Here is a 24491-nt window from a genome sequence, read left to right on the forward strand (position 1 = left end):
GAACAGACGATATACCAGTCGCCCGGACTGATTCAATCTACTGTAATGGGAGTGGCATAAGTTCGGACAAGGCGGGGGCGGAGTACATAGTTTCTAATTTTACTTGTGTTCCGGAAACCTATCCATTCAGAGGGAGGGGTAAATCCCCTCCTCTGAGCGTAAGTAGGATATAAGGGGGATGAAACTAATTTCCTTTCTTGTCAGAAAGAACACGAGTGACCATCCAGCCAAGATACAGCAAGGAGGCGAACGAGAAAGTCACAAAAAAAACAAATACCTGCACTGGCTGAGACGCCATTTTAGGCAGCTCATAAAAGATGATAATCGGCATCAGAGTGGCGATGACGACAACAAGGTAGCGCGGGTTATGTTTGAATGCTTCAACAACAGAGCTGACGACGGAAGCCAGAGCTTTCATCAGGAGCACCTCAAAACCATTTGCTATACGCTCATATATCGGATTTGCATGACGCATGCGGTTCCCTGAGCGTTAAGCTATTAGCGTCATCTACTTTCCATAGGAAACCTCCTCTTTTGATTATGTAACACTAGTCGCATTTTTCAGGTGGTCAACGTAAGGGCCTTTGATTCCGATGAACGGGTAAGTTTTCGGCAACGCCTGTTTCGGGAATCAATTTGGCAAGTTAGGTACGGTCGGGAGTTTGGATATCACCTCCAGTTTCTGTGCTGCACTTGCCCCATGACTGTACACATCGGATCTCAGGTTCCCGTTTCATACCCCACCAACTCTGCATTCAACATACCTTGCACGCCCGCCCTTACAAGCTGAGTGATGACAGTCTTACGGATGGAGTGAAAGACTTGCTGAGTACAGATCTATGCGTTCTCTTGAGCCTGCCAAACGCCTTTATCGATGGTTCCTAACGAGTTTTTGGGGCCGCCAACCTTTCGGTTATTCGAGGCTGGCGGCCCATCCGGAGTGTCAATCAATAAGGTGCAGAACATCCCTGACATTCAAATGGGAGTACCGGGCAACGGATCGTGTATCCCGGTGACCTGAGACAATCATGATCTGTGCGTTGTTGAAGCCCTTCTTGGCGACGTTTGTGATTCTGGTGTGCCTGAGCTGGTGCAGTCTGACGCTGCTATCGAGTCCAGCCTTTACACGCGCCAGACGCACAGCCTGAGATACGGCGTGTGGAGTGACGGGGAATAACACTCCATTTGGGTGGCGTTCCACAGTGGCCCACAGTTGGGCGAGTTCTAGAATCTCAACAGCTCGGTGGGTAAGGGGAACGGATCGTGTGCCGTTCTTTCCATCGATCACATCGGCAATGCGGTCTTTGAGGTGCAGGCAGTCTCGCGTCAGTTTCAAGATTTCAGAGCGCCGCATTGCAGTCTCGTAGGCCAGCTCAACAATGAGTTTCATAGTGGGAGACAGTTTCGCTAGCAACAGCTCAAGCTCGCTCGCACGGATTACCTTGTCAGAAGACCGGTCGGGTTTTGGAAGCGCGATATCACTCACTGGGTTGTGAATGTCGATCAGTAACCCGCGTTTGGCGAATTGGTAGAACCGCGACATGAATGCGAGCTGCGTTCTGCACGTGGACGGCTTCACCTTCTGCAATCGCATAATCTTGAAGTCATTGATCATCTGCGGCGTGATTTCATGAATGGGCTGTGTGAAGTGCTTACCCAGATGCTCCACGATCTTCAGTGCGTGGTCGTAGCTTCCTTTCCCCTTGAGCATGGTTTCGCAGTAGGTCATGCCCAACGTATAGATGGTGTGGTGCTTGCGATCCATCGTCACAGCTTCGACCTGGCTCGCCCATGACTCTGCTTCGGCTTTGGTGCTGAAGGTTTTCGACTGTGGAGCTTTACCCTTTACCCGTACCTGAGCGTTCCAGTTGCCGGACGGCAGTAAGCGGAAGTTGGCCATTTTTGACGCCTCATAGTGTGAATGGGCGTTCTGTGAAACCCTTGAGCACCAAGGCTTGCAGCTTGCTCAAGCAGACCTTGACATGGTGGGGGTCGTTGGTTCGAGTCCAATCGCGCCTACCAAACAAAATCCGCTCTGCTGGGCGGTCTAGAGGGGTCACCGGAAACGGTGACCCATTTTTGCTTTCTGCGATTTGCAAAACTTTTGCAAAACTTTTGCAAAACTTTTGCAAAACCCCCACTCAAAACGCCAACTCGGCGCCCACCTCCAGGTACTCGATCTTCTTTTCGTCGTGCCCCTCCTGATAGTGCTTCGTCATCTTCTCGTCCGCATGCCCCATCAGCGCCTGGATGTACTCCTGTGCATGGCTGATCCCTCGGTGTGGGGTTGCGTGTATTCGTCAGCACTCGGCCCGTCTGCTGGTTGCCGTTGGGCGCAGGGGAGAGTGCTGACGGATAAACGCTGGGCAAAAGAAAGGCCCGTGGACGTTCGGGCCTTTCACAGATGCAGTGATCGTTTGGTTATGGTCTATTTCATGATGGTCATCCTCCTATCGCTCGCTCACTGGGCAGGCAGTGGCCACCAATTGAATGGGTAATGCAGGGGGCCGCGTTGCGCGGTGCAGAAGTCTTCCGCATCGGGAGCCAATCTCCGGGGCAAACCGGGTGTCAGGACAAGCCACCGAAGGGCGGCCCGCTACCCGCCATGTCGCGACACTTTTAGGGGTATCGCAAAACGTGTCGCGACACACCATGTCGTCACGCGAAATCGCCGAGCTGACCGGCAGCACGCATGACAATGTTCTAAAAACGGTCCGGGCACTTGCTGCAAAGGGTGTCGTTTCTTCAAACGACACCCCCTATGTCCATCCTCAGAACGGCCAGGTCTATCGCGAGTTCCTGCTATCTCAACGAGACACCCTCGTAGTGGTGTCGGGCTACAGCGTCGAGCTGCGAGCGCGGATCATTGATCGCTGGCAGGAGCTGGAAGCACAGGTTGGCCATTTCCAGATTCCAGCGACTTACGCCGAAGCATTGCAGGCTGCCGCCGACCAAGCCAAGGACAACCAGTCGCTTCGTTTGGTCATCCTCGATCAGGCGCCGAAGGTCGCGGCTATCAAGCGTCTGGCGGCTGCTGGCGGCGCGATCTGCATCACCGACGCGGCAAAGCATCTGCAAGTCCAACCTTCGAAGCTCTTCGCCTGGATGGAGCGGCACCGCTGGATATTTCGCCGCACCGGTTCTGGTCGCTGGACCGCGTACCAGCCACGAATCACTTCCGGCTACATGGTCCACAAAGTCACCTCCCTGAAGGCAGACCCTGAAACCGGCGCAGAGCGCGCGGCATTCGATCCATTGGTCACCCCGAAAGGCCTTGCCCGTTTGGCTGAATTTAATATCGGAGCCTCGCTGTGAGTGTTCAAGCAATGTCGTGGGCGCTCTCGCTGCCTGTCCAATCCCTGAAAGACTCCAGTGCGCGTCACGTGCTGCTGTGCTTGGCCAACTACGCCGGTTCGAATGGTGCTGGCGCCTTTCCGTCGGCGTCCACCCTGGCTCAAGACACCGGCCTGTCTGAGCGCACCGTGCGTTACAAGCTGGACGATCTGGAGAGGTCGGGGCTGATCCAGAAGGGCAATCAAGCAATCGCCGCCGTGCACATCGACCGTCATGACCGCCGCCCAGTCGTTTACGACCTTCAACTATCGCGGGGTGCAAATCCTGCACCCCGTACAAAACGGGGTGCAGATGACGTAACGGGGTGCAACTCACAACAGAACGGGGTGCAGCCTGGAACAGAACGGGGTGCAGCGGCTGCACCCAATACATCAATTAACCATCAAGGAACCAAACAGCAGCAGCGGCAGCCGATTGTCGATGTGATTGCTGAACAGGATCAGGCGGCCATCGAGGCGCTGGATGATCGCCAACGCTTCGCCATGTTCGCCGCTTGGACTCCGAGCGAGAAGGCGCTCGCCGACCAGCTTGCGATCGCCAGACTCCCCGCTGATGTCATCACTGACCAACTGCTCGAAACGTTCATGGGTTTCTACGTTGCCCGCCCGGCGTCAGTCCATAGCGCTGCTGGTTGGTGCTTCGAACTGGTCAAGTGGGCAAAGCGAGACAAGACCAGAACCGCCGGTGCTGCAGCGCAGACGGATGAGTTCGATGACACCAACACCGAATGGATGAATGGGGGTGCCCAGTGAAAACGGTTTCCACAGTTGCGGCCCAAGCCGTGAACAAGGCTCGCCACGGCGAATTCATTGACGCAACCACCGACGTTTCGGTTCAGTCCCAACGGGATCAGGCGCACGAAACCGGCAAGGTGATCAATCAGCTGTTCCGCCAGCTGCGCTCTATTCGCACTGCATGGCGTCAGGCTTGGCCAGATGCGAAGGCCTACAAGGAATCGAAAGCCACCTGGTTGCAAGCGTTCATCGAAAACGGCATCTGCACCCAGGAGCAGATCGATATTGGCCTGATCCGTTGCCGCGCTGAGCCGTCCGACTTCATCCCGAGCGTCGGCAAGTTCATTCAAGGCTGCGTGCCGACGCCGGAAATGCTCAACCCGCCGTTGCCGAGTGTGGAGACCGCTTACAAACAGGCCCTGCGTAACTGCCATCCAACGATGCATGGCGTTGCGAAGTGGTTTCACCCGGCCGTTTACCACGCCACTGCTGCCGCTGGTTTCAACAGTCTGCCGCTGCTCAGTCGTGAGCTGGGGCTGATCAGTTTCGAAAAACGCTACCTGGAGCAAGTCCGCAAGGTTTGGATGGGCGAGCAGCTCGGCCCCGTGCCTGTTGCTGAGCTCGCCGCGCCTTCCGAGCGCACTCCAGAAGTTGGCAACAAGGCCTTAGCCGAACTGCGCGCACGCCGCGCCGGAGCATCCGCATGAGTGCATTGAAAACCCAAGTCGCTGGCGGTCATTACAAATCGCTGAAGATCCAGCCGATTGAATACATCCATGCGAACAGCATCCCGTTCGCCGAAGGCAGCGTCATCAAGTACGTGACGCGGTGGCGTGACAAGGGCGGGATCGCTGATCTGGAAAAAGCGAAGCATTTCCTCGAACTGCTAATCGAGCTGGAGAAGGCGAGGGCTCCGGAATGAAGGTGACTTCCAAGAAGCTGCGCGCCTCGGCCAACGGCCAAGACTGCACGGTTCGCCTGCCGGGCATCTGCAACCACAACCTGGCTACGACCGTGCTCGCCCATTTGCCGTGCGGACAAAAGGGCATGGGCATGAAGGGCTTCGACACCGTGGCGGTTTACGCGTGCAGCGCCTGCCATGACGTCCTCGACGGCCGCGCCGCCGGCCACATCGATTGGCAGGATATGCCGCGCGCCATCGCCGAAACACACGAGGCCCTGATCCGGGCCGGAATACTGACCGTGAAGGGGGCTGCATGATCGATCCAACCAGCTTGCTCGTCCTGATGATCCTCGCCAGTGGCGGGCTTCTTGAACTCTGTCGTCACCTTGATCGCCGGTACCGGAAAGCACGGGGTGACCGTAAATGAAGCCGGCCGCCATGAAGTTGTTTAAGGCTAAACCCGTGCGCGCCAAGCGCATCGACCGTGAAGGCCTCGAGCAGGCCGCGCTGATAACCGAGCTGCACATTCGCATGCCCGAAGTCGCTGACCTGATTTACCACGTCCCAAACGGTGGCCACCGGCTTAAGAAAGTAGCGGCTGAGTTGAAAGAGCAGGGCGTGGTCGCCGGCGTTCCAGACCTGGTACTGACCATGGCTCGCGGCGGTTATTTCGGCCTGTATATCGAGTTCAAGGCGACACCACCAAATGCCGCTGCCGTCTCGGACAGCCAGCACAAATGGATTCGCAAGCTGAACGATCAGGGCTATCTCGCGGTAGTGTGCCGTGGCCACTTCGACGCGATGGAGCAGATCCGCGCCTACCTGCGACTCGCACCTACCGTGGTGGCCGCATGACAATGACCGTGGCTTTCTCCGATGCCGAGATTCGTCGTCGTGCCGATGATCCCTCTGCCGTGTTGATGCGTGACCCACGGCACCCGGGGCTCTACTTCCGTTTCACCGAGGCTCGTCCGCGCGGAACATGGAGCCTCGTGGTGCGCAAGAAGTGGAACCGGATCGGTTCCTATCCCGATCTGTCGGCGAAGGCCGTGCTGGCCGCGCTGCCCGATCTGCGCATGCGGCTGGGTACGGATCCGGAAGCGGGTGCGGCCGTGTCGCCCTGGGCAACGTTGGGCGAGTTGCTGAAGTGGTACGCCGACCGTATGAGCCGCGATCGCAACCTCTCCGATAAGCGCAAAGCAACTGGTAAGTCAGCGATTGCCTGCCACCTGATACCGCGTGTGGGTGATCTGCCGCTCGCCGATGTCCGCCACGGCACCCTCGACACCCAGCTGATGTGGCCGCTTCAGGAGACATTGTCGCTGGAGTTTGTGCGGCTGATCTTCGGCCTGCTGGTGGTCGCGTGCCGTCAGGCTCACACGCTGGGCCTGATACCGACCAACCCGATGACAGGCATCAAGTTCAGCGACTTCTCCAAGACCAAGATCAAAGCCAAGCCGGCGCGCCTTCGTGGTGTGCAGATCGAGGCGCTGCTGAGCCAGTTGCATGACCTTTTCGAGTCCGATCCACAGCCGGCCATGCTCGCGCTGATGATGATCTGCCACGGCACGCGCATCGGTGAAACCCGCAAAGCACAGTGGTCGCACATCAGCCTGTCCGAGCGCACCTGGTATCTGCCGGTGGGCAATACCAAGACCCGGGTTGAACACTCGCTCCCACTGACCGATCAAGTCTGCACCCTTCTAATCCGGTTAATCCGGTACCGCGCGGCGCAACAGGCGAGCCATTACGACGGCGATTGCCTGTTTCGCTCCCGCAGTGGAAAGGGCATGAGCGAAGGCCAGGCCAGTGCCGTGTTCACCGGGTTGGGGCAGGGCGAGTGGAGCAGTCACGACCTGCGCAAGTTAGCCCGCACCGGCTGGGCAGACCTCGGCATCGACTTCCTGATTGGCGAGATGCTGATCAACCACGCCATGGGCCACAACGTGCAGGCCTACATCCATACCACCGTCGAAGAGCGCAAGCGTGCTGCCCTCGAACTGTGGCACGACCATTTAGACGGCAAGGGTTTTTCCCTGATTCACGGGTTGGAGGACGGTAGAAACGAAAATTCGGGGAAACCGCTGAAAGCCACGGAACATAAGGCCTGCGAGGCCATTCACGAATCAACCATAGGCGAGGTTTAAAAATGGATAAAAGGACTCACGGCCCTGCCTTTGTGCGCTGCCAGATCCCGCTCACCGACTGCCCATCGTGTGCCGGGAAGGGAGTCATCCAAGGCGTGTTTCACCAACTCGACTGCATCGGTTGCCACGCCTCAGGCCAGGTACACGCCGTCACCCGGGAGCCGTTGCCGGTGGAAGACTTGGTGGTGCAATTGGGCATGCAGCTGCGCCGGGAGCGTCACCTTGCAACCCAGGCACCAGCGGCGAATGGCACCGTCGAGCAGTACCAGCAGAACAACAGTCGCGGCGCCGGCCGCTCGTCTTTCAAGGGGGATTGATTCATGGCGAGAACAAAAAGCTTCACCGAACGCACTGCAGAGGATCTGTTGGAGCATTGGGGCCGTTGGGTGGTGCTGGGCTCTGGCGTGTCCTGCTGCGCATCCCGCGAGAACACCCTGCACACACCGATGATCACCGACGACGATGCGTTGATGATTGATGGCTTGATGGGTCGCCTGCTCAAGCGTTATCCAGAGTGCGGCAACGTATTGATGAAGTACTACACCGCTCGGGACAAAGCGCTGGTTGATGTCGGTAAGAAACTGGGCTTTGGTGAGGAGAAGACCCGGCAGCTCTGGAAGGCTGGCATTGCTTGGGTCGATGGAGCGCTAGATTTTCGTCGTGAGGCCGCTTAGCGCTATACCGGTGATCGTAGTGGCATTTTGATAGATGTGGGTTCAAAATACTGCCTCATTTGATCGCCATGGAGAGCGAAATGAACGAAGCAGTAGCGGTGGCGGCACCACACAAGCGGCAAGTTGGATTTCTTCTGGGGCTTGGGATTCTATTTTTCCCCTTGTTGTTTGGCTGGATGCTGTTGAGGAAGGGGCATTCAATCCTCTCGCGCATCGTCGGCTTCACCTGGATGGCCTTGTGCCTTGTATCCTTGATTGGCATGGGATCGATTTCTAAAAACAGCTACGACAGCTACAAGGAGAGGGCGGCACAATCTAGTTCGTCAGGCGCGCCACCTAAACAGCAAGCCCAGGCAGAACCGATTAAGGCTTACACGTCGGCGAAGGTTTCCCAGGATTATGAAGACAACACTATTGCGGCTGACCTGCAGTACAAGGGTAAGCGGGTCAAGGTGACTGGGCGAATCACCGATATCAATACTGACTTCCTTGGGAATCCGTACCTCGTACTTGCGGGCACCAACCAGTTTATGGGGCCGCAGTTCAAATTTGATAAATCCGACATGTCCTCTCTTGCAGCGCTCAAGAAAGGTGCACAGATTTCGGTCGTCTGTACGGGCAAAGGGGATGTGGTCAAAACGCCGATGTTTGAAGATTGCGAAGTCTCCAAATAACTCGTTGACACCCCCGGTCCCGATCTATAGATTTCACATTACTTTGCGGTTTTTCCGCGAGCAAAGCCCAACCATCGAGTTGGGCTTTTTGCTTTCTACAGTTCACAGAGCCTCGGCATTTGCCGGGGCTTTTTCGTTTTCGGCGCCACCACACCCATTGCTCCGAGCTGGGAGTGCTGCTGGGGCCGGATCTATTCGCTCCCCGAAAGGGAGGATGCCGAGATGCCAAACATGCCAGACAAACCAGACACCTGGCTGCTCGTTCTCGCGTGGCTTAGCCAGCATGCGCCTACGATCTACGCCGGTGCGTTGTCATTCGTTGTGGCTGCACTGCGGATCATCTACGGCGGCGGCACCCAGCGTCAGGCACTGCTTGAAGCATCGCTCTGCACGCTGATCACCATTGGCCTAATACCGTTGCTTGAGTACTTCGGCCTACCTCAGAACTTCGCCACTGCTGCCGGTGTGTTCATTGGCTTCCTCGGCGTCAAGAAGATCGCTGACCTTGCTGACCGCTTCGCCGACTTCAAGCTGCCAAAGCGCAACACCGATCTATAGAGGTGTCGTGTGATAAAGATCGATGCCCGAACCAATGTAGAAGAGCTATCCAAGGCTCTGCGCACTGTTGGTACACCAAGCTGTTGATGGCGAACATCGGTTACAAGATTCAGCACAAGCGCCGCAACGTGATGATGTGGAGCCCGACTGATCCTGACGCCGAGGACATCAGTAAAAGCCACGTCAGCGGGATGATCCGAGACGTACCAGTGTTGGGCGACCTCGCTCCGTGGTTCGGACGTAAGCACAGCGACAACACCCTCGACCAGAAGATATTCGCGAACCGGCGGACGCTCTGGATCCGGGGCGGCAAAGCCTCCCGAAACTACCGTGAGAAATCCGCCGACGAGGTGATCTACGACGAGCTCTCGAACTTTGACGAAAGCGTCGAAGGCGAGGGGTCACCGATCACCCTGGGCGACAAGCGACTCAACGGCGCGATCTACCCGAAGTCAATTCGCGGCTCAACGCCGAAACGAGTTGGCTCCTGCCAGATCACCAAGGCTGTCGAAGAGTCACCCTACCTGCTCAAGTTTCACATCAACTGCCCGCACTGCCGGCAGGAACAGACGCTGAAGTGGGGCGGCAAGGATTGCGAGTTCGGCCTGAAGTGGGAAAAGAACGCCCTCGGTGAGGCAGAGAGAGCCTGGTACAGGTGGAGTTGCTGAAGGACGAGCTACGCGACGGCCTTGAACACATGCAGAACTATGGCTTCACCAGTCACCCGCTGGGTGGTGATGTCGCGGTGGCCTTCCTTGGAGGTAATCGCGAGCAAGGGATTGTGCTGGTGGTCGATGACCGCCGGTACCGAATCCCCCTGCTGGCTGGTGAGGTCGCCATCTATGACGACCTGGGCAACAAGATCGAGTTGTTGCGAGAGATGGTGAAGGTCACCGCCGTTCAGCATCTCGAAGCCCAAGCACCGACGATCAAACTCATCGGCGATCTTGAGGTGATCGGCAACGTCAAAACCACCGGCACCATCACGAACAACGGAAAGAACATTGGCAGCACTCACCAGCACAACGGCGTTACCGCTGGTAGTGGAAACTCAGGAGTGCCTATCTGATGGCCGATGCCGCAATGGTAATGACCGAAAGCGGTGGGGAGTTGCTCCTGTCGGGCTTCGACCTGGCGCGCGACGACGGCCTCGAAACTGCTGTGATCATCAGCCTGTTCACCGATCGCAGGGCCAGCCCTGAGCAGATCCCCGTCGAGTTGCCGCAGGACGACCTGCGCGGCTACTGGGGGGACATCGCAAACGCCACGCCATCGGACCAAACCGGTTCGCTGTTGTGGCTGCTCGCCCGCGAAAAGCAACTTCCGCAAGTCCTTGGCCGGGCCCAGCAATATTGCCGGGAAGCCTTGGCCTGGATGGTAGAGGACCTGGTCGCCACGCGCGTCGAGGTCACCGCCGAGTTTGTAGCCAGGGGCTGGATGTTGATCCTCGTCGATATCTACCGGCCGACCGGCTCGCCGGTTCGCTATCAATACAACTACGAATGGGCGGCTCAAGCCGCGAAGAGGGCTGCCTGATGCCATTTGCTCGACCAACACTGACCGAGTTAATCGAACGAGTGATCACCGACATCAGCAGCCGTGTCACCGGTGTTGATAGTGCGGTGCTTCGCCGATCGCTGCTCGGGATTGTCGGCCAGTCAGAGGCTGGCGCGGTCCACATGCTGTACGGCTACCTGGACTGGATTGCCAAACAATCGATTATCGACACTGCCGAAAAGGAATACCTCGAGCGCTGGGCGGCAATTTGGAAAGTCACTCGAAAAACCGCTGGATTTGCCAGCGGTCAGGTGGCGCTCGCCGGCACTGCTGGAGCCGTGGTGGTCAACGGAACGATATTGCAGAGACAGGACGGTGTTCAGTACAAAACCCAAGGCGACGCCGTATTCAGTTCCGGTCCGCTCATCATTCCGGCTCTGGCGGTTGAGGCGGGGGAGGCTGGCAACTTTGATGCGGGCCTGCCCATTTTCCTGCTTTCGCCGATCGCTGGCGTTCAGTCCACAGGCACCACGGCGACCAAGCTTGAAAACGGGGTCGACGTCGAAACTGACGAACGTCTTCTCGCGCGCTTGCTTGCCCGAATCCAACAGCCTCCCCATGGCGGCGCTTCGTTTGATTATGAGCAATGGGCTCTCGAAGTTGCGGGCGTCACCAGGGTTTGGGTGTACCCGATCCAGATGGGGCCTGGCACCGTCACAGTCCTTTTCGTCTGCGATGAAGAGGTCAGCATCATCCCAAGTCCTGCGAAGGTCGCCGAGGTGCAGGCCTATATCGATGCCAGAGCTCCGGTGACAGCTGAAGTCTTCGTAGCGGCCCCCGTCGCCGATCCGTTGAACATGAATATCAAGCTGACACCGAACACCACGGTCGTTCAGAGCGCGGTTCGCGCGGAGCTTGCAGATCTTATTGATCGGGATTCCGCGCCGGGTGGAACGATCTTCATCAGCCGGCTGCGTGAAGCCGTGTCCTTGGCTGCTGGGGAGAGCAATAACCAAATCGTCTCGCCAACAGCGGACGTCGCGCACGCTGCCGGGCACATGGCCACGCTCGGGACACCCACCTTTTCCAGCCTGTAGGAGGCGCAATGCCAACAGCCGCTGAATACAGGGAGCAGCTCAAAGCGCTGCTGCCGCCTGGCCAGGCATTTCCACGAGACCCCGGCACCACGCTCCATGACTTACTCGACGGAATGTCAATTGAGCTCTCGCGGCTGGATGGCCGCGCCGGCGTGATGCCCCGGGAGGCAAACCCAGGCACTACGGCAGAACTACTGCCCGATTGGGAGAGGGTCGCCGGGCTTCCCGACAAGTGCTCCGGATTGCTAGAGCAAACCCTTCAGGGGCGCCGCAGCGCATTGCTGGCGAAGCTCACCAGCACCGGTGGGCAATCCGCCGCCTATTTTATCGAGGTAGCTGCAGCACTGGGATACACGGTAACGATCGAGACGTTCAAACCATTCAGGGTTGGACGCTCGACCGTAGGCGACTCACTGCCCAATGGGCCTTGGGCTTTCACCTGGTTAGTCAGGGCTCCAGAAGTATCTGTTACTAGCTTTCGCGTCGGCCAGTCGGCGGTTGGTGAGCGGCTTCGCATATGGGGTAACGACACCCTCGAATGTAAATTAAATCAGTTGAAGCCCGCGCACACGATCGCGATCTTCGCTTACGGAGAATGACGAATGCACAGAATTGACGGTCCGGGAGCAACGGTAGACAACAAGTTTACAGACGGAGATCCGGTAGGCGGCATTCAGCCAACGGTTGTTACTGATGAATGGATGAACGATGTTCAGGAAAACATCATGGCGGTGCTGGTGGCGGCCGGCGTATCGCCAACAAAGGGGCGTGCCGCTGACCTGCTCGATTCACTTAAAAAAGTCCCCACTGGCCGACTTATTAATATTCGGCTGTTCACCGCTTCAGGCACGTACACGCCAACATCCGGCACTAACTCAATTGTGGTTGAAGTCTGTGGCGGTGGCGGTGGTGGTGGCGGTGGCAGCAATTCCAATACTCCTAGTCCAGGCTTTGCATCTACGGGAACTGGAGGTAGTGCTGGCGCCTCAGCGAAGGGGATGTTCACTAGTGCGTTTACGGGACTGCCGATCACTGTTGGCGCAGGAGGATCCGGAGGGATTTCAACTGGCCTCGGTGCCAATGGAAGCAATGGAGGATCGAGTAGCCTAGGCGGATTGATTTCTGCGGGTGGCGGTGCGGGAGGCCCTGGGGGCATTGTAATCAGCTCTTTCCCAACAGCTAGCTCAGAGCAGTCCTCGGTCGCCGTCGGTGTTGGTGGAACAATCTATAACGGTGCAGGCGCGATAGGGGATAAAGGAACGCTCTATGCGGCAAACAACTTGTCGACCGGCAAGGGGGCCTCGTCGGCTTTTGGAGCTGGGGGGTACTCAAAAGCTTTGGCTGCTGGTGCTGGCCAGCAAGCTGGCGCCAATGCCACTGGCTTTGGCGCCGGGGGTGGTGGTGCTGGATCCGTGACAGGTGGCAATAATACAACTGGCGGCAACGGTGCATCTGGATTTGTTATTATATGGGAATACAGCTGATGAAGAAGTTTGCGCGGATTCAAGGCGTCTTGGTAGTAGAGCTAATCTCAATTGAGGAGGAACAAGATATAACCGATTTTTTCCATCCATCCATGATTTGGATTGATGTGAGCGACGTTGAAGGTATAAGGTAAGCGCTCCATGAACCCCACATTCAAAGCGCTTAGTTGATCCCGGATGCTTTGCTCCCGATTCCCTCAGGAGCCAGCCCGCCATGATGCGACCCGATGCCAAAGTCGAAAAAGTCTATCTCTACCCCAAACCCGTGGACTTTCGAAAATCCATTGATGGCCTTGCCGCGCTGGTCGAACTGGATATCAAAGTCGCTGTATTCGACCCTGTGCTTTTCGTCTTCCTCAACAAGCCACGCAACCGCGTGAAGATTTTGTATTGGGAACGCAACGGCTTCTGCCTTTGGCTCAAGCGCCTCGAATCCGAACGATTTAAAACATCGCCCGATGCCAACGATGAAGCGATCATCCTGACTGTCCAGGAACTGAACTGGCTACTTGATGGTTTTGATCTGTGGCGCAACCGTCCTCATCAGGTTTTGACGCCTCGATACGTGGCCTGATTCGGTATAATCCAGGGCATGATTTCCATGCCCGAAAACCTCCCCGATGATCCTGAATTGCTCAAGCAGATGCTTGCGAAGATGCAGTCCAGAGTCGGTTTCCTCGAAGAAGAAAATGCGCTGTTACGTCAGCGCCTGTTCGGACGCAAGTCCGAGCAAACGGCTGATCCGGCAACGCCGCAGTTGGCCCTGTTCAATGAGGCGGAAAGCGTCGTCGAACCCATTGATGAAGCCGCAGAAGAAGAGGCTGTTGCGCCGACCCAGCGGCGTGGCAACCGCAAGCCGCTGCCGGCCGATCTCCCCCGTATCGAAATCATCCACGAACTGCCCGAGCGTGAACTGACTTGTGCCTGCGGCTGCCGCAAACACGCCATCGGCGAGGAGGTCAGCGAGCAGCTTGAAATCGTGCCGATGCAAATCCGCGTGATCAAACACGTCCGTAAGGTTTACGGTTGCCGTGCCTATGAAACGGCACCGGTCACTGCGGACAAGCCCGCTCAGTTGATTGAAAAAAGTATGGCCAGCCCAAGCGTGCTGGCGATGCTGCTGACCACCAAATACGTGGACGGTTTACCGCTTCACCGTTTCGAAAAAGTGCTGGGCCGCCATGGCATCGATATCCCGCGCCAGACCCTGGCCCGCTGGGTTATCCAGTGCGGCGAACACTTGCAGCCACTGCTGAATTTAATGCGCGACCAGTTGCTGGAAAGCCGAATCATCCACTGCGATGAAACCCGCGTGCAGGTGTTGAAAGAGCAGGATCGGGAACCCAGCAGCCAGTCCTGGATGTGGGTGCAAACCGGTGGCCCGCCCGACAAGCCAGTGATCCTTTTCGACTACTCCACCAGCCGGGCGCAGGAGGTGCCGACGCGCCTGCTTGATGGCTATCGCGGATATGTGATGACCGATGATTACGCCGGTTACAACGCGCTGGGCGCGCAGGACGGGGTTGAACGTCTAGGTTGCTGGGCGCATGCACGGCGCAAATTCGTCGAAGCGCAAAAAGTGCAGCCCAAAGGCAAGACGGGACGTGCCGACATCGCGCTGAACCTGATCAACAAGCTTTATGGCATCGAACGCGATCTACAGGCCGGCAACGACGGCGAGCGTAAAACCGGTCGTCACGCGCACAGCCTGCCGGTGCTGGCTCAGTTGAAAAACTGGATGGAAAAGACACAGCCTCAGGTCACAGCTCAGAACGCCCTGGGCAAAGCCATCAGTTATCTGGCCAACAACTGGAACAAACTTGCGCGGTATGTCGAGGAAGGCTACTTGCCGATCGACAACAACCCTGCCGAACGCGCCATCAGGCCCTTCGTGATCGGAAGGAAGAACTGGTTGTTCAGCGACACGTCCAAAGGCGCGACGGCCAGTGCCCAACTTTACAGCCTGGTCGAGACAGCCAAAGCCAACGGCCAAGAGCCCTATGCGTGGCTGCGCCACGCACTTGAGCGCCTGCCGACGGCTTCTTCGGTTGAGGATTACGAAGCTTTACTGCCCTGGAACTGCTCGCCGGTATCGCGTAGTTAAACGCGCTATTTATCTTGATGGCTGGCGGGGTTTACGGTGAGCTTAAAGAGTACGAACGGAGCAACGATCATGGAATACGACGATAAACTGATTGAAGAAGCCGTGCTTGCCCTGTTGGCAACCTTCAGCTTTGATAACGGCAATGCTTGGAAAGGGTTCGACTTCGAGACCATGAACCGATTACATGAACATGGTTTCATCAGTAATCCGGTGAACAAGAACAAATCGATTTGGTTGACGGCTGAAGGGTTGGAGCGAGGTCGGCAGATAGCCGACCGGTTGTTTGGGGTAAGAACTCAAGTGGAGCATGTATCCGACTCGGATATCTGACTTCATACCGCGGACATACGGTAGGTGGGGTTTATGGATCGCATACGAACTGCTCGCCGGTATCGCGTAGTTAAACGCGCTATTTATCTTGATGGCTAGCGGGGTTTACGGTGAGCTTAAAGAGTACGAACGGAGCAACGATAATGGAATACGACGATAAACTGATTGAAGAAGCCGTGCTTGCCCTGTTGGCAACCTTCAGCTTTGATAACGGCAATGCTTGGAAAGGGTTCGACTTCGAGACCATGAACCGATTACATGAACATGGTTTCATCAGTAATCCGGTGAACAAGAACAAATCGATTTGGTTGACGGCTGAAGGGTTGGAGCGAGGTCGGCAGATAGCCGACCGGTTGTTTGGGGTAAGAACTCAAGTGGAGCATGTATCCGACTCGGATATCTGACTTCATACCGCGGACATACGGTAGGTGGGGTTTATGGATCGCATACGGTATAAGCGAGGGATGGAGCGCCTCCAATGAAAATGCCGATTGGTTGTTCACAGCTTTTGTCGCCCCCAAACAAACTCCAGATGAGGCTTACGCCGTAAATAAGGCCGCCCAAGTTTCCCTTCTGGTTCGGGCGTCAGAGAATATGACGCCGCTCTTGCTGTCGCTCCAACTGGGTGATGCGACAGAGGCAGAAATCGCGCTGGCCAAACGTTGGCAAACGTATTCTCGAGCGCTGCAAACGGTAGACTTGGCTAATGAGCTTCCCGCTTGGCCCGCTATACCTTCCTGATGTAAGTCCATAACCCTGCCCGTTCCGACCCGTGAAGGGTATTTGTTGGGATGTAATTACTATTCGGGGGCTTTTTGGTCTTCGAAAATAATGCTATATCTCGATAATATAGAAGAATTTGTCGCCACTATTGAATACGTAAGGACTATTGCGTACGCAACTGCTATCGCTAAATTCTTAATGGATAAAAGGTTGTTGATTCTAGGCATGCAAAATTTGAATGCAATTGCGCCGTAGCAAAGAACTTGGAGCGGAAGGAAGAATCGCGTCTCGATTGCTCCAGGAATTATTGCTGCCACTGGAATGATAAATACGAACGCCCAAAAAATTCTTGCTATAATTTCTGCGTTAGGTTTGGAGGGTTCGAAGGTCCTCTCTAAAATTCCCCGAACAAGAAAAAATAAACCGAGAAAGAATACTGAAAGGCTTATTGCGGAGCGAAGCTTTTTCTCATGCGACGGGGATGTTGTATAAACCTCGTGGTCGCGAACGTCGATACCGTTAATGAAGTGCTTTAAATATATCTTTGAAAACTCAACAGGCTCTGACAATACCATGTCTAGATACCACGGCACTGTCGCCGTTATCTCGGTCATTCCATATTTCTTGAAAAAGGTTTCTCCTGCCGGGTCGAAATAATAGATGCCAGATACCGTCTCGCTTTTTTCATCGAGTAAAGTTTCATAGCGCTGTATCGTGATGCCCCATTTCAATTGAGTGGCAAAGAGAGAGGCATCGCCAATTTTTGATATTACAAATGGCGAAGGATTGTCAAAGTGCTTCATGTTGATCAATACTTGAGGTGTGGAGCATGTTGCGGCGCCAGCAATGAAAGTAAGAGTTGCGAAGGTTCTGGTTGTTATAGAATTGGATCTAAATATTACTAATGGCACTGCAATAGTTAGTGCGGTCAGCGTAAATACATAAATTGATCGAGTATTGCACGCTCCGTAAGCAACCATTCCTGCAAGAAAAACCAACGGAAACACACCGTATGGGGATTTGTTATCCTTGGCACAAATCAAAAGGTAAACACTAATAAAAGTCAGCGTAAGAGCGGGGAGGTCGCTTAGAGGGTAAGATACGAGCCCCGGGAAAAATATGGCAACAAGTGATGGAACTATAAGTCGCCTAGGCAGCGTGTCTGCTCCACCAAAAATTTTTATAAACAAATTAGGGAAGATAATACAAAGACTGTAGCTGTACGCAACAGCTTGTAGAATTCTTAATGGTAGATATCCAAATTGCGGCATGATTTCGGATAGGTACTTTGCGGGTGAAAGCAAAAGCGGGAAAAAATACCCCCGAAGGTTTTGAGGGAATGAGAAGTCCCAAATGTACGAGCTTAGATACCAGTAGTCTTTCGCATCGCCTAGAAATATTTTTGCATTGATAGATTTTTGCGCTAAGTAAAATATAAATGTTGCCGCAATAAAAGCGATAATTTTCTGATTTTTGTTCGTGACTTTTTTTATTTGCGCGAGCCACGTTGCTTTAGTTGATCCCAAGGCCAGTGTTTCCATGCTATGCCTTTTACTCCTTCGCGATGATATTTCGTGTTGTTTTTATGCAGCCGTAAAATTCTACAGCATTCCGCATTAAATTTATTCGCCATCGAAACCCAAAAACCCGCCAAGCGCGGGTATTTTTTTGCCCGGAGAAAAGTCATGGCCGTAACTGAAAAAGATCGCAACATCCTCGCCCGCACACTGTGGGGAGAGGCGCGCGGCGAAAGTTTGGCCGGCCAGATCGCCGTGGCCTGGACCATCCGCAACCGCGTGTTCGATGGAAAGACTAGTTCATGGTGGGGGGAGGGCTACGCCGGCGTGTGCCAGAAGCCGTATCAGTTCAGTTGCTGGAACAAGAACGACCCAAACTTCGCGTACCTCAGCGGCGCGAAGCCGATTCCGCTCCGTGAATTTACCCAGGCGCGGATCGCTGCCGACCAGGTGATCGATGGCAAGGTTCCTGATCCCACTGGTGGCGCGACCCATTACTACGCTATCGCCATGAAGACACCGCCAGCCTGGGCGGCAAAGGCGAAACAGACCCTCAAACTGAATGGCCACGTCTTTTTCAAGGATGTGCCATGACCGCATTCAGCAGAGTGTCCCGCGTTCTGGCCACTACCGAGGAAGGAAGCCTTTGGTTTGAGTGCCCTGGCTGCGAGATGGTGCACCGGATCATGCACGGCGCCGGACCGGGTCCGCGCTGGGGATGGAACGGAAATCTGGAAAGCCCAACGTTTACCCCTTCGGTTCTGGTGCGCTATTCATGGTCCGACGGGGATAGGGTGTGTCACTCGTTCGTAACTGACGGCCGCATTCAGTTTCTTGGCGATTGCACCCACGCACTGGCCGGGCAGACCGTGGATCTGCCTGCTTGGGAGGACGAGCAATGCCAGTAACGATTCCGTGGAAATTGATCGGCGTGCTGGCGCTGGCGCTGGCTCTGGTCGCCGCCGGAAGCGCCTGGCGGATTCAGGATTGGCGCTATGGAAAGCAGCTCGCCGAACAGGCTGGGCTGCATCAAGTCGACCTGACCACCATCAGCAACGCGGCCGCCGCCCAGGTGCGTGCGGATCAAGACAAGCGGCTGGCGCTCGAGCAGCGGCTAGCGGCCAGCGATCAAACCCACCACAAGGAGCTGACAGATGCTCAAACTGATCAGGCGCGCTTGCGCGATCGCCTTGCCACTTCTGATTTGCGGTTGTCAGTCCTCCTTGACGCCACGGATCCAGCCAGTGGCTGTTCAATGCCAGCCGGTACCGAAACCGTCGGCGTGGTTCATGGAGGAGCGCGCGCCCGACTTGACCCAGCGCATGCTCAACGAATTGTCGCCATCACCGACGCCGGCGATCAGGGACTGATTGCGCTGAAGGCGTGCCAGGCATACGTCAGAGAGATTTCCGCTCCCGCTTTTCCATGAGCAACCTCTGGTTTTCTCTAAACAGGTGATCTCGCTGGTCGGCTATCAGCTGGAGGCTATAAGCCTTACTGGATAGTTCAGAATGCTCTTCTTTAAGGCGGTTCAACTCAGCTCGTAGCTGATCCCGCTCCTGGGACACGTCGGCATGCATCTGCACCAAACCGAAGATGTCTTCGCGGGCTTTGCGCAATTGCAGGGTCAGTTCCTGCACCTCGTTTTCCGTCATGCGCAGGAAGTAGCGACAGGTTTCAAGTTCAGTCGGGCAGCCAAGCCAGTCGCTGGTGTCTTCGATTTCGAGGGGGTCCACGGTCATGCCTTATCTATACTGTTTGGATATACAGTAATCGATGCGCAAAACTCAGGCGAGTATGAAGCGACGATCAGTAGAGTTTTGGGTTGGTGTTCGGTCGGCAGGACGCCGTAGGTGGTATTTTCTGCGGGAAATTCTTCCCCAAAATGCAACCGTTTGGACCAGTGTTTATTGGGTTTTAAAGAGTCGCAAAAGGTGGTGATTTTTGTGGCTCATTTGTAGCTCAAGGCCTTGATTATAAAGGCTTTTGACGATTTCTATACGGCATCCCAGGCTTTGATACGGCGATTCAATCTCTACGATGGTGTTCGATAAAGTCCGGCCGTCAGTTGCAGGCGGCGCATCAATTAAATTTTAAAGCAAAAAGATAATTTGCAACGTTTGCTCCACGCTGCGCGAACTCTTCGACATCGTTTTCGAATGCCTCTACTTCACTTAAGCCGCACTCATCCAGGCAGAGTATGATTGCCTGACGAAAGTGGTCAGTGCTGATACGCACGCCAAGTTCTTCAAATGCGGCTTTCAATGCGAAATAGAAGCGCTGGTTATCGAAAAAACGACCGGTATGCCATGTGTCCTCGCGGAGCCAAGGTTTCAGCAGGATTTTGAGTTTTTCAATTTCCATATAACCACCCCAAAAATATCTGACGTCCGTCAGATGTCCGTACCCTATTTTCAACCTCAGATCGAGTAAAGCAGGTGAAACCGGATATTTCCAACGTAAGGATGCGCCCGGTTTCTGTGGCCCTGAGTGCTGGTGTTACCCCTTCGGAATCTCGGTGTAATTCTGCTCTGGTGCGGTGACACACGGGCGTCATGTCGGTCCGTTGCGACAGCCGCCTGCGGTGAGAGGCTACTACTGTAGGAATATACAACGCTAAGTTATTGATTTTTATAGGGTGCTGTCGCGGTTTTGCACCCGCCTTAAGACACCTATTTTTCTTTATAGATCATATGCTTGCATGGGTTTAGGGGTCACCTTGACATGGTGGGGGTCGTTGGTTCGAGTCCAATCGCGCCTACCAAACAAAATCCGCTCTGCTGGGCGGTCTAGAAGGGCTCACCGAAAGGTGGGCCCTTTTTTGTTGTCTGTGTTTGGGCAAGCTGTGGGAATATTTTGGGCAAACGACCACCGCGCTACACCTTCAGGTCGGCTTTGACCTTCATATAAGCCACCGCATCATCGCCGTGCCCTGCCTGGTAGTGCTCGGTCATCTTTACGTCAGCGTGCCCCATCTAGCCCTGAATGTATTCCTGCTCGAAACCCTGCTGTACGTACAGCCTGGCGCCGAGTGCGCGTATCTCGTGAAAGGTGGGGCGCTCACCGGTCGGCACGTTCTGGTAGGCCTTCGAATCGTCCTGCGCCTGGGCGAAGACTTGGTCAGCCATTCCTTTTTGAAACGCTCCAGGCGGCCGCTGAACTTCGGTGCGGCGTCACCGGTGAGCATCGCCAGCAACGCCCCGTCGTCAGTCAGTAGCGGAAGCAGCTTGGCGTTGGCAGCGTTGGCTACCTATTTCCGCGCAAGCAAGTCCGCTGCTGGAGAGCGATTGCAAATGCCAGTTCGGCCTTTGTTGCTCACCCTTCTGCTCTAATCGCTGAAGGCGAGGTGCAGGCCGGCGACGGGTCGGGTGGCGCAGGTGGCAGACGGGCGCGCAATGATCGAAGAGTCTTGGACTGGACGATACCCACGCGACAGGAGGCTGGTCGATCTGCCGCTGCTGGAATGCGGGTAGGCACATCTCCCAAAACAGCAGTGCCGGACCAGCGCTTGGAATTGTGCGCATTCTAATTTCATTCGACGAGTGGGTTGTTGGTAAGGGGCTTTCAGCGGCGCAAATTATTCGTGATTCGGGCGTAAGATAGCAGTGCTACCTCACCAAAAGGAGCCGCATATGATCGCCGACGAAATGAAAAGGCAGGCATTTGAAGGCAGGGCTGTTTGGGATCAGTACTTCTGCGCTGCGTTGATTGCCGAAAGCAACCTGACGGCCCCGGTCGTAGGAGGGGCTACTCATGAGGACAGGCAGAACCTGTTGATTGAAAGGGCTAAGGCTCTCGCCGACAAGATGATGGACAACAGAAAATAACTTGAGCCCAGCCTTTGCGCTGGGCTCCTTGTTTCTGGCTATCTCAACGACAGGCGATGGGTATTCTGAGTCAGGCGACCAGGTCTACCTTTCCGCTCGCCAGGCGATAGATGCCGCCCACTATTTTCAACGTACCTTTGCTGAGGGCATCAGTCAGAATGGGTGAGGCGTTTTTGAGTTTGTTGACCGAGTCTTTGACATTTTGGGCTACAGCGTTGGCAGGAAGACTCCCTGATTCTTTTAGCACTTTCTCGATAGAGGCCTTGAGTGCATCAGTCAGTTTTGGGATGTGGCCGGGGAAAACGGTTTGATCTTTTACTGCTTTTATACCTGCATTGATAGCGCCGCAGTCTTCATGCCCGAGCACGAGAATCAGCGGTGAGCCGAGCACCGCGATTGCGTACTCAAGGCTTGCCAGGCCTTCATCAGTAACGAAGTTACCGGCGACACGTATGGAGAAAAGATCTCCGCGTGCAGTGTCGAAAGCGTACTCGGGGGCGATGCGAGAGTCAGAGCAACTGAGCACCGACACGAACGGGTTCTGGCCTGAGACCAAGGCTTCTCGTTCGGCTTTGAAGTCATGCGTCTTGGAAGTGCCCGAAACATACCGTTCGTTTCCCTCCATAAGCCTTTGAAGGGCCATGTCGGGGTTGATTGCGTTTTGCGGTTTTGGGGGTGGCGCCGTTTTCTCCGCAGCGTGGAGGAGTTGGCCAGGCAAGGCGCCAGCCAACAACAGTGCTCCTGCGCTAAGTCCGGCAAGCTGAAGGAACTTACGGCGGCCACTCGTTTTTTGAAGCGAATTTGAATCACATGATTCACACATGGCTTGTGTACTCAGGTGAATTGGGAGGAAGGGCTTGCTGTCAAAAGCGAGCAGAAACCTTCAGCTCTTGATGGGTGGAGTCTAGACGGTCTGTGACGTTATGTTTCTGGCGTCATATTCAGGCCTGCGGGTATGGCGGGTGATGGTTTGTTTCAGCTGGAACCTTCCAAGGGTCCATAAAAAAATTGTGGATATTTAATGGGTTACGATATTTTTTAACCAACTAGTGACCTAAAATATATTGTTACAAGTAAGCCGTTGGGATATTATTCGCCCCGCGTTCACCACCACGGTTTATGCATTTTTAAGTCCCAAGCTTCCATCAGCTGCTTGGGATTTTTTTTGCCTGAGATTTGTCTCGCACCTTCGAACTGCTGTTGCGCCTATCCCCGGCACCAACGCTATTTGACGATCCATTGACTCAATCCCTGATAAAGCGCCCTGCGCTCAAATCGGGCAAGTCCCGGTTTTTTGGGCTACTACTGACTGGCCAAACTCAAACTCGGTCTGACGGGGGTATATCAATGCTGGCTCATTGGTCACTTGCAGCAATTCACCTGCTGGCTTTTGCGCTGGGCTTCTGGGCGGTTTTGACCCGAGGGACGGCGTTCAGTCGCTTGGCGGCCGGGACGGGGGAGGTGCGTCGCGTACTGATGGCCGATAACCTATGGGGGGTCAGCGCAGTCATCCTCTTGGTCAGCGGTGGAATGCGGGCCTTTGGCGGATACGAGAAAGGCACCGATTATTACCTGCACCAGCCACTGTTTCATCTCAAGATGACGCTCTTCGTGCTTATCCTGCTGCTAGAAGTCGCACCCATGGTGACGCTGATCAAATGGCGAATTGCGCTTGGCCGTGGTGCGGCGATCGATGCCGGGCGCGCAAAACTGCTTGCCCGTTTCAGTCACATCGAAGCGCTGCTGGTGTTGCTGATGGTCATTGCTGCGACGGGTATGGCGCGCGGGGTGACGTTTGGTTAAGCGGGTGCGATCAGGTCCTTCCTCGGGTTTATTCAGAAATGTCTGACAGCCATGGCATGTGACATGCCGGTAGTATCGACGTCTTGCCGGGAGGGGAGAGGGTGAGCAATTAAACGGCGGGCACTACAGCGCCCGAATCTTTAGCCAGCCGATGTTCAGGGCGAACGGGCTGGCTACTGACTGCAACAGGATTCAGGGAGTTTGTGGCTTGTCTGGCGCGGTGAGGCCAGCCTGAATGCGCTGATAGATTTCTTCACGATGCACTGCAACGTCTTTCGGAGCGTTGATGCCAATCCTGACTTGCTGGCCGCTCACGCCCAGGATGGTGATCGTAATGTCGTCACCGATGTTTATGCTTTCACCGACTTTGCGGGTGAGTATCAGCATGGTCTTCTCCTTGATTGCTTGGTAGGGCACCTGATTCGAACAGTGCAGAGGTCGGTGTTATGTATAGATTAGTGCGAAGTCTCACGGTTTGGGTGCCTCTTTCTGACGCGCAGATGCTGCATTAATTCCCAAGGCGTAACTATACAGAGGCTGCCATCATCATTCTCGTTGTTTTGAGTCCATTTTGCGGCACTCGAGAAGTATTCATGGGTGTTAAAATCGCCGCTTTCGGCATTCAGAGGGAACCGTTGTGCGCAAAATGGTCTTGGTATTCGCTGTACTGGCGTTGGCTGGGTGCGGTGAGGGTAAGGGGGTTGACGCTCAAAAGCCTAAGCCGGCAGTCGTTTCCGCTCCAGTAACGGCTACCGGGCCGCAATGGGATCTCGAGGTGCGAGGCGAAACAACCCAGGCTGTCAGCGATCTGAGCGGCTGGTTGATCGAGCATAGCTTCGTTTCCAACGTCATCATGGAAAATGGCAAGACGCGCATTCTGATGGGGCCATTCAGCTCGAAAGCCGAGGCCGAGGCCAAGCAGTCAGAGGTGGCGGCGGCGCTGGTTCGGGCCAAGAAGCAGAACATCGAATTGCTGGTGCTTGAGCATCCTTTGGCTCAGTGACAGTGGCAGATAGAAATAAAAAAGGCCTCGGGTATTACACCGAGGCCTTTTGTTTTTCAGC

35 protein-coding genes, 1 tRNA gene and 1 pseudogene are annotated in these 24491 nt (G+C 55.3%); 29 read left to right on the forward strand and 8 right to left on the reverse strand.

The features are described from left to right. Positions 1-184: 184 nt before the first annotated feature. Both LOY55_RS10480 and LOY55_RS10485 read right to left on the reverse strand, forming a co-directional pair. Positions 185-418 carry a hypothetical protein gene (locus LOY55_RS10480; protein WP_223524890.1) on the reverse strand — a complete coding sequence of 78 codons (234 nt, stop codon included), beginning with the start codon at positions 416-418 and terminating at the stop codon, positions 185-187. A 525-nt stretch (positions 419-943) separates the two neighbouring features. Next, a complete protein-coding gene (locus tag LOY55_RS10485; RefSeq protein WP_223524892.1) occupies positions 944-1900 on the reverse strand; it encodes a site-specific integrase in 957 nt (318 codons plus the stop codon). A gap of 51 nt (positions 1901-1951) precedes the next feature. Here LOY55_RS10485 and LOY55_RS10490 point away from each other — a divergent pair. From LOY55_RS10490 to LOY55_RS31160, 23 genes and pseudogenes are all read left to right on the forward strand, one after another. After that, positions 1952-2022 (forward strand) — tRNA-Val (locus LOY55_RS10490). Positions 2023-2652: 630 nt separating this feature from the next. Continuing rightward, positions 2653-3315, forward strand: a complete 663-nt coding sequence (locus tag LOY55_RS10495) for a phage regulatory protein/antirepressor Ant (RefSeq protein ID WP_223524894.1) — start codon at positions 2653-2655, stop codon at positions 3313-3315. Between the two features lie 11 nt (positions 3316-3326). Then, on the forward strand, positions 3327-4106 hold the full coding sequence (locus LOY55_RS10500; RefSeq protein ID WP_223524921.1) for a helix-turn-helix domain-containing protein: 780 nt from the start codon (positions 3327-3329) through the stop codon (positions 4104-4106). After that, positions 4103-4795: a replication protein P gene (locus tag LOY55_RS10505; RefSeq protein WP_223524896.1), complete on the forward strand. Its 693-nt coding sequence runs from the start codon at positions 4103-4105 to the stop codon at positions 4793-4795. The genes LOY55_RS10500 and LOY55_RS10505 overlap by 4 nt, the downstream gene beginning before the upstream one ends. Continuing rightward, positions 4792-5010, forward strand: a complete 219-nt coding sequence (locus tag LOY55_RS10510) for a DUF3310 domain-containing protein (RefSeq protein WP_223524898.1) — start codon at positions 4792-4794, stop codon at positions 5008-5010. Before LOY55_RS10505 ends, LOY55_RS10510 begins: the two co-directional genes overlap by 4 nt. Beyond that, positions 5007-5309, forward strand: coding sequence for a nuclease domain-containing protein (locus LOY55_RS10515; protein ID WP_223524900.1), 303 nt, complete (start codon positions 5007-5009; stop codon positions 5307-5309). The genes LOY55_RS10510 and LOY55_RS10515 overlap by 4 nt, the downstream gene beginning before the upstream one ends. A 106-nt stretch (positions 5310-5415) precedes the next feature. Next, positions 5416-5847, forward strand: a complete 432-nt coding sequence (locus tag LOY55_RS10520; RefSeq protein WP_223524902.1) for a VRR-NUC domain-containing protein — start codon at positions 5416-5418, stop codon at positions 5845-5847. Then, positions 5844-7139 (forward strand): site-specific integrase, encoded by a 1296-nt coding sequence (locus LOY55_RS10525; RefSeq protein WP_223524904.1) that lies wholly within the window; start codon positions 5844-5846, stop codon positions 7137-7139. The genes LOY55_RS10520 and LOY55_RS10525 overlap by 4 nt, the downstream gene beginning before the upstream one ends. Before the next feature lie 95 nt (positions 7140-7234). After that, positions 7235-7456, forward strand: coding sequence for a hypothetical protein (locus tag LOY55_RS10530; RefSeq protein ID WP_223524906.1), 222 nt, complete (start codon positions 7235-7237; stop codon positions 7454-7456). A 3-nt stretch (positions 7457-7459) separates the two neighbouring features. Then, on the forward strand, positions 7460-7813 hold the full coding sequence (locus LOY55_RS10535; protein WP_223524907.1) for an antiterminator Q family protein: 354 nt from the start codon (positions 7460-7462) through the stop codon (positions 7811-7813). 80 nt (positions 7814-7893) lie between these two features. Beyond that, the gene (locus tag LOY55_RS10540) at positions 7894-8487 is read left to right on the forward strand and encodes an OB-fold putative lipoprotein (RefSeq protein ID WP_223524909.1); all 594 of its coding nucleotides are present in this window, start codon (positions 7894-7896) and stop codon (positions 8485-8487) included. 222 nt (positions 8488-8709) lie between these two features. Beyond that, positions 8710-9045: a phage holin, lambda family gene (locus LOY55_RS10545; protein WP_223524911.1), complete on the forward strand. Its 336-nt coding sequence runs from the start codon at positions 8710-8712 to the stop codon at positions 9043-9045. A 56-nt stretch (positions 9046-9101) separates the two neighbouring features. Further along, positions 9102-9698: pseudogene (locus LOY55_RS10550) on the forward strand (phage terminase large subunit family protein); the annotation flags it as partial. 2 nt (positions 9699-9700) lie between these two features. Continuing rightward, positions 9701-10114 (forward strand): phage baseplate assembly protein, encoded by a 414-nt coding sequence (locus LOY55_RS10555; RefSeq protein ID WP_223524913.1) that lies wholly within the window; start codon positions 9701-9703, stop codon positions 10112-10114. After that, positions 10114-10581: a phage GP46 family protein gene (locus LOY55_RS10560; protein ID WP_223524915.1), complete on the forward strand. Its 468-nt coding sequence runs from the start codon at positions 10114-10116 to the stop codon at positions 10579-10581. The genes LOY55_RS10555 and LOY55_RS10560 overlap by 1 nt, the downstream gene beginning before the upstream one ends. After that, complete coding sequence (locus LOY55_RS10565; RefSeq protein ID WP_223524917.1) at positions 10581-11639, forward strand: baseplate J/gp47 family protein; 1059 nt, start codon at positions 10581-10583, stop codon at positions 11637-11639. The genes LOY55_RS10560 and LOY55_RS10565 overlap by 1 nt, the downstream gene beginning before the upstream one ends. A gap of 8 nt (positions 11640-11647) precedes the next feature. Continuing rightward, positions 11648-12238 (forward strand): YmfQ family protein, encoded by a 591-nt coding sequence (locus LOY55_RS10570; protein WP_223524919.1) that lies wholly within the window; start codon positions 11648-11650, stop codon positions 12236-12238. 3 nt (positions 12239-12241) lie between these two features. Continuing rightward, complete coding sequence (locus tag LOY55_RS10575) at positions 12242-13123, forward strand: hypothetical protein (RefSeq protein ID WP_223524923.1); 882 nt, start codon at positions 12242-12244, stop codon at positions 13121-13123. Between the two features lie 214 nt (positions 13124-13337). Next, positions 13338-13697: an IS66 family insertion sequence element accessory protein TnpB gene (gene tnpB / locus LOY55_RS10580; protein WP_052966798.1), complete on the forward strand. Its 360-nt coding sequence runs from the start codon at positions 13338-13340 to the stop codon at positions 13695-13697. A gap of 18 nt (positions 13698-13715) precedes the next feature. Next, entirely contained in the window at positions 13716-15227 is a 1512-nt protein-coding gene (gene tnpC, locus LOY55_RS10585) for an IS66 family transposase (protein ID WP_258666707.1), read from the forward strand. A 69-nt stretch (positions 15228-15296) separates the two neighbouring features. Beyond that, positions 15297-15557 carry a DUF6429 family protein gene (locus LOY55_RS10590; RefSeq protein ID WP_046027818.1) on the forward strand — a complete coding sequence of 87 codons (261 nt, stop codon included), beginning with the start codon at positions 15297-15299 and terminating at the stop codon, positions 15555-15557. Between the two features lie 143 nt (positions 15558-15700). After that, positions 15701-15961, forward strand: a complete 261-nt coding sequence (locus LOY55_RS10595; protein WP_046027818.1) for a DUF6429 family protein — start codon at positions 15701-15703, stop codon at positions 15959-15961. Continuing rightward, on the forward strand, positions 15939-16298 hold the full coding sequence (locus LOY55_RS31160; protein WP_223523307.1) for a tail fiber assembly protein: 360 nt from the start codon (positions 15939-15941) through the stop codon (positions 16296-16298). Before LOY55_RS10595 ends, LOY55_RS31160 begins: the two co-directional genes overlap by 23 nt. 59 nt (positions 16299-16357) lie before the next feature. On the opposite strand, the gene LOY55_RS10600 is transcribed toward LOY55_RS31160, so the two are convergent. Beyond that, complete coding sequence (locus LOY55_RS10600; protein WP_223523305.1) at positions 16358-17821, reverse strand: hypothetical protein; 1464 nt, start codon at positions 17819-17821, stop codon at positions 16358-16360. Positions 17822-17965: 144 nt separating this feature from the next. Here LOY55_RS10600 and LOY55_RS10605 point away from each other — a divergent pair, with 144 nt between their 5' ends. The 3 genes from LOY55_RS10605 to LOY55_RS10615 are packed head-to-tail and all read left to right on the forward strand — an operon-like array spanning position 17966 to position 19226. Continuing rightward, positions 17966-18391, forward strand: a complete 426-nt coding sequence (locus tag LOY55_RS10605; protein ID WP_223523303.1) for a cell wall hydrolase — start codon at positions 17966-17968, stop codon at positions 18389-18391. Then, on the forward strand, positions 18388-18705 hold the full coding sequence (locus tag LOY55_RS10610; protein WP_223523301.1) for a DUF6527 family protein: 318 nt from the start codon (positions 18388-18390) through the stop codon (positions 18703-18705). The genes LOY55_RS10605 and LOY55_RS10610 overlap by 4 nt, the downstream gene beginning before the upstream one ends. Beyond that, entirely contained in the window at positions 18696-19226 is a 531-nt protein-coding gene (locus tag LOY55_RS10615; protein ID WP_223523299.1) for a lysis system i-spanin subunit Rz, read from the forward strand. The genes LOY55_RS10610 and LOY55_RS10615 overlap by 10 nt, the downstream gene beginning before the upstream one ends. Here LOY55_RS10615 and LOY55_RS10620 read toward each other — a convergent pair. The 3 genes from LOY55_RS10620 to LOY55_RS10630 all read right to left on the reverse strand — a co-directional run bounded on the left by LOY55_RS10620 (position 19195) and on the right by LOY55_RS10630 (position 20925). Further along, complete coding sequence (locus tag LOY55_RS10620) at positions 19195-19539, reverse strand: hypothetical protein (protein WP_223523298.1); 345 nt, start codon at positions 19537-19539, stop codon at positions 19195-19197. The two genes, LOY55_RS10615 and LOY55_RS10620, sit on opposite strands and share 32 nt — an antisense overlap. Before the next feature lie 340 nt (positions 19540-19879). Next, positions 19880-20161: a hypothetical protein gene (locus tag LOY55_RS10625; RefSeq protein ID WP_223523296.1), complete on the reverse strand. Its 282-nt coding sequence runs from the start codon at positions 20159-20161 to the stop codon at positions 19880-19882. A 611-nt stretch (positions 20162-20772) separates the two neighbouring features. Continuing rightward, positions 20773-20925: a hypothetical protein gene (locus tag LOY55_RS10630; RefSeq protein WP_223523294.1), complete on the reverse strand. Its 153-nt coding sequence runs from the start codon at positions 20923-20925 to the stop codon at positions 20773-20775. Positions 20926-21429: 504 nt separating this feature from the next. Between LOY55_RS10630 and LOY55_RS10635 the strand changes: the two genes are divergently transcribed. Next, entirely contained in the window at positions 21430-21624 is a 195-nt protein-coding gene (locus tag LOY55_RS10635; RefSeq protein WP_046028257.1) for a hypothetical protein, read from the forward strand. A 70-nt stretch (positions 21625-21694) separates the two neighbouring features. Here LOY55_RS10635 and LOY55_RS10640 read toward each other — a convergent pair whose 3' ends face one another. Next, a complete protein-coding gene (locus tag LOY55_RS10640) occupies positions 21695-22447 on the reverse strand; it encodes a carbonic anhydrase (protein ID WP_109785856.1) in 753 nt (250 codons plus the stop codon). Positions 22448-22971: 524 nt separating this feature from the next. Here LOY55_RS10640 and LOY55_RS10645 point away from each other — a divergent pair. Further along, positions 22972-23427, forward strand: a complete 456-nt coding sequence (locus LOY55_RS10645) for a DUF2214 family protein (protein ID WP_223523292.1) — start codon at positions 22972-22974, stop codon at positions 23425-23427. A 192-nt stretch (positions 23428-23619) separates the two neighbouring features. On the opposite strand, the gene csrA is transcribed toward LOY55_RS10645, so the two are convergent. Next, positions 23620-23814, reverse strand: a complete 195-nt coding sequence (gene csrA / locus LOY55_RS10650; RefSeq protein WP_007938114.1) for a carbon storage regulator CsrA — start codon at positions 23812-23814, stop codon at positions 23620-23622. 250 nt (positions 23815-24064) lie between these two features. Between csrA and LOY55_RS10655 the strand changes: the two genes are divergently transcribed. Continuing rightward, positions 24065-24430: a sporulation protein gene (locus LOY55_RS10655; protein ID WP_046028252.1), complete on the forward strand. Its 366-nt coding sequence runs from the start codon at positions 24065-24067 to the stop codon at positions 24428-24430. Positions 24431-24491 lie beyond the last annotated feature (61 nt).

It is taken from the genome of Pseudomonas sp. B21-040 (assembly GCF_024748695.1).
Lineage (GTDB): Bacteria > Pseudomonadota > Gammaproteobacteria > Pseudomonadales > Pseudomonadaceae > Aquipseudomonas.